This window comes from Brotocaccenecus cirricatena (genome assembly GCF_020687045.1).
GTDB lineage: Bacteria > Bacillota > Clostridia > Oscillospirales > Oscillospiraceae > Vescimonas > Vescimonas cirricatena.
The window spans coordinates 1-3,854 of sequence record NZ_JAJEPW010000116.1; the positions used below are offsets into that span (position 1 = coordinate 1).

The following is a 3,854-nucleotide window of genomic DNA, read 5'->3' on the forward strand; positions in this document are numbered from 1 at the left end:
TTCTTGATGATGGTATCCAGTTCGGAAATCCGCTTTTTCTCCTTGTTCAGCCTCCGCTTGGTTTCCTTGGCCGCTTCTGCCTGCCGCAGTTGGGAGGCAGAGCGCACCTTCTCCAGAAAGGCGTCCCGGTCGGAGATGGCAAAGGTGCTGGCTGCCCGGATGGTTTCCAGAATCAGCTCCCGCAGCACCTTGCTGCGGATATAGTGTCCGCTGCAAGCATGGGTGCGCTTCTGATGTGCCAGCGTATAGGTGGAACAATCGTAAAAGTCCGACGGATAAGGATTATTCTCCGTGCCGCCTCTTGAGCGATGGTTCATCATCTTTGCACCGCAGTCCGCGCAGAATACAAGCCCCGTCAGCGGATTGGCCTCGCCCAGCGTATCATGCCGCCGTGGTGTTTTCCGCAGCTTCTGTGCCAGCTCCCATGTTTCTGCATCCACGATGGCTTCATGGGTGTTCTCGAAGATCAGCCAATCTTCCTTGGGATTCATCACGGCGTTTTTATCCTTATAGGACTGCTTGTGGGAACGGAAATTCACCGTATGCCCCATATACTCCGGCTTGGAGAGAATCTGCCCAACGATGTAGCCGCTCCAGTTATAGGGGTTGGGGAACTCCTCCTTGCTTTTCCAGATGCCCTTATTCTGTTTGCCGAAGTAGACCGCAGGCGTGTTGATCTTGTCATCAAACAGGATGCGGGCGATGTCGTAGGGGCCTTTGCCCTCAATGGTCAGCTGGAAGATACGCCGCACCACGGCAGCCGCTTCCTCGTCGATCAGCCAGTGGTATTTGTTCTCCGGGTCTTTCTTATAGCCGTAGATGGCACAGTTGGTGGTTGGCTTGCCGGATTCCCCCTTGACCCGAATGGCGGTTTTCTGCTTGCGGCTCAGGTCGCGCAGATACCACTCGTTCATGATGTTGAGGAAGGGCGCAAACTCGTTGCTGTTCTGGTCATCACTGTCCACGCCGTTGGCAATGGCAACAAAGTGGACGCCATGCTGCCGGAAGAATACCTCTGTGTAAAAGCCGGTTTGCAGATAGTCACGCCCCGCCCGGCTCATATCCTTGACAATGACATGGGCCACCTTGCCTGCTTCAATGTCCGCCACCAGCTGTTTCCATGCCGGACGCTCGAAATTGCCGCCGCTCCATCCATCATCAGTATAGTGGCGGCAGTTGGTGTAGCCTCTCTGCTGGGCATAGCTTTCGAGGTATTTTTTCTGATTCACGATGGAGTTGCTATCACCGGCATTGTCATCGTCACGGCTTAGCCGCTCATACAGAGCGGTGATCTTTTCCTCAGTCTGTTTCATGCGCATTCGGCGCTCCTTTCAGACTGACGGCTCATTTGTGGTGCTTCCATTATAGCACAAGTGCCGTCATTTGTAACCCCTTCATTGCGGATCATCCGCAGAATCTTTTCCTCCATGGTCTCCACCGCTGTTTCGCTGAATGCGACCCTTACCTTATAGGTGGTGCCGCCGATGCGCCGAATGATGAACTGTTCCTGTTTCGTTTGCTCCATAGGCTTCCTCCTTGCGTAATTTGTTGGTTTTTGGTATAATAAGTCCGGTTCCGTTGGCTGTAAGCCAATCATGTCTTTATGCTGGTTTTCCATGTTCTTTTTCTCCTTTCTACCCTCTGTGTTTAAGATAGTAACCTTAGTAACTTGCGTTTAGATTACCCTTTCACTAATAGGAGAAAAACGGGGTGTAAATCGGAACTGTTTTTTGAGAAAAAGAAAAATATTTTTTCGAGGAGGTGAAGCTGTCGTGGAACCATGGGAGGATGAACTGCTGTGGGATGATGATTTTTCCGATGAGGAAGAAGATACCGAGGAGCAAATAGAGGAAGCCGACCTTGAAATGGATGAGGATAGCTTTGCCGATTGGGAGGATGCGTCGGACGGTGCGCCGGAGAACGAATCGCTGGAGGAAGCGCTTGCAGAGGAACGCACGCTGGAGCTGGAAAGCGAGCTGGAGCAGGACGAGCATCCCAGAAACTATGCCGCCGAGCTGGAGGACGAGGAAGAGGAAGCCGCGCCCACCAGCGAAAAACGGCTCAAGCGGGAAATTCGCGCAGAGGCTGTGCGGCGGCTGGAGGAAGCAGCCCGGACGGAATCGGATTTTCTGACTGTGGTAGACGAGTGGAACAAGCTGGACAGAAATCGGGAACGCCGGGAGCGTGACCACGAAAACCTGCGCGGGGATGTGCCGTTGGAGTTTCAGGCCGTGCCAGAGCCGAGAATTGCTCCCCTCTGGATGAATCTGCCAAGGTTCCGCCAGCTCTGTCAGGGAAATTTTCTCGACATCATCTTCTCCTGTCCCTACGAGCTGCATGAGCTGACAGCAAACCGTTTTCTCTCCAAGCTCTTCTTCACCCTCAGTGATGAACAGAAGGAGGTACTGTATTACCTGTTCGTCAAGCAATACAGCACCACAAGGCTTGCTGCCATCCGTGGGCAGTCCGACCGGAATATCCGAAAGTTGCGTATGACCATTCAGAAAAAGCTGCAAAGGCGGATGTATGAGCATCTGAGTGAAAAGCTGGAAAGGGACTACAGCATTACTCTGCGGGAGCGCGAGTTCGTAGAGGAATATGAAGCACTGCTGCAAACCATGGGCAAAGATGCCGTGATCCGCCGGGAAAACAAAACCAAACCGAGAAAAAAGAAAGCCGCCCTTGACGATGACAAGGACGGTTGATACAATAGTAATACGGTTAATATATAGTTGGATTACGAGTTGAGAGGAACAGCGCCATGAAGAATCTCTTTGAGCAGTCCCGTTCCCATTGGGTACGGTATGACCGCTATGAACTGAAAACAGCCGCAGACGGCAAGCGGTATATCACGCCGGGGAAGAATGCCAAGCCCGACATATATAATCCCTTGAAGGAAGCGCCGGGAATCGTGCTGGATGCGCTGAATGTGGGAATGCTGATGATGAACCGCAGCCCGGAGGACGAGGTGCAGAAGGCCATTCTGGAATTTGTAACCCATTACGGTCTGCTGGGCCTGATGACAGCGCTGCCCACCACGCCGTCCTTCATGGATTATGAGGCGGTCTATCTGCCGAAAAACCACTTCATCAAGGCAGAATCCATGGAAACCGAGGACTATCTGGCGCTATTCTATCCCTTTGACCAGCTGGATCTGGTCAAGAAGGGCATTGAGTCCAGATGGAGCGTGTCCGGCGACAACATGATGGTGGCGCTGACCATGACCTTTGCGAGTGAACCCATGGCGAAAACCATGAGCTTCCAGCGAGAGTATGCTGAAGCCTATGACTGGGTGGCGCAGCAGTTCAAGGACTGGGCCTTTACGCTGACCACATCTATTCTGTACTACAACGATTATGACCTGATCGATGAGGATACCCGGAATCTGTATCGCAAAGGCATGGCTGCTTTCGGCGGCATTGCGCCCAGCTATCATATTGAGCTGCTGGACAAACCGACCATCTATTGGGACTTCCATTCGCTGCTGCTGGGCATCCAGATGATGTTCAGCTTCCTGCTGGTGGACGGAGAGAAGCCCCTGCGGCTGTGCAAGCACTGCCAGAAGGTGTTCCTGAGCAGCCGCTCCAATTCCGCTTTTTGCAGTCCCCGCTGCAAGAATCAGTATAATGTCTATAAGAGCCGTGGGAAGAAAACCAGCGAAGAAGATTGAGGTGAAACGACATGGCAGACGCCAAGAAGGATAAACTGCAAATCCGCAACAGCACAGTGGATTTCCTTGTGTTCACGAAAGATGCCCATGAGGATGGCATTGAGGTACGGGTACAGGATCACGACGTTTGGCTGACCCAAAAGGCCATTGCACGGCTTTTTGATGTAGACCGGAGCGTTGTGAC

Annotated in this window: 4 protein-coding genes; 2 read left to right on the forward strand and 2 right to left on the reverse strand. The window is 52.7% G+C overall.

The genetic code is table 11. From position 1 onward, the window contains the following. A partial coding sequence (locus LKD37_RS17030; RefSeq protein WP_431833235.1) for a recombinase family protein occupies positions 1-1,313 on the reverse strand: 1,313 nt, incomplete at its 3' end. Next, a complete protein-coding gene (locus tag LKD37_RS17035; protein ID WP_180956844.1) occupies positions 1,310-1,618 on the reverse strand; it encodes a transposon-encoded TnpW family protein in 309 nt (102 codons plus the stop codon). The genes LKD37_RS17035 and LKD37_RS17030, both read right to left, overlap by 4 nt. A 154-nt stretch (positions 1,619-1,772) precedes the next feature. Between LKD37_RS17035 and LKD37_RS17040 the strand changes: the two genes are divergently transcribed. Next, on the forward strand, positions 1,773-2,705 hold the full coding sequence (locus tag LKD37_RS17040; RefSeq protein ID WP_071430998.1) for a hypothetical protein: 933 nt from the start codon (positions 1,773-1,775) through the stop codon (positions 2,703-2,705). 56 nt (positions 2,706-2,761) lie between these two features. Continuing rightward, on the forward strand, positions 2,762-3,670 hold the full coding sequence (locus LKD37_RS17045; protein WP_071431000.1) for a recombination protein NinG: 909 nt from the start codon (positions 2,762-2,764) through the stop codon (positions 3,668-3,670). Positions 3,671-3,854: the final 184 nt, after the last annotated feature.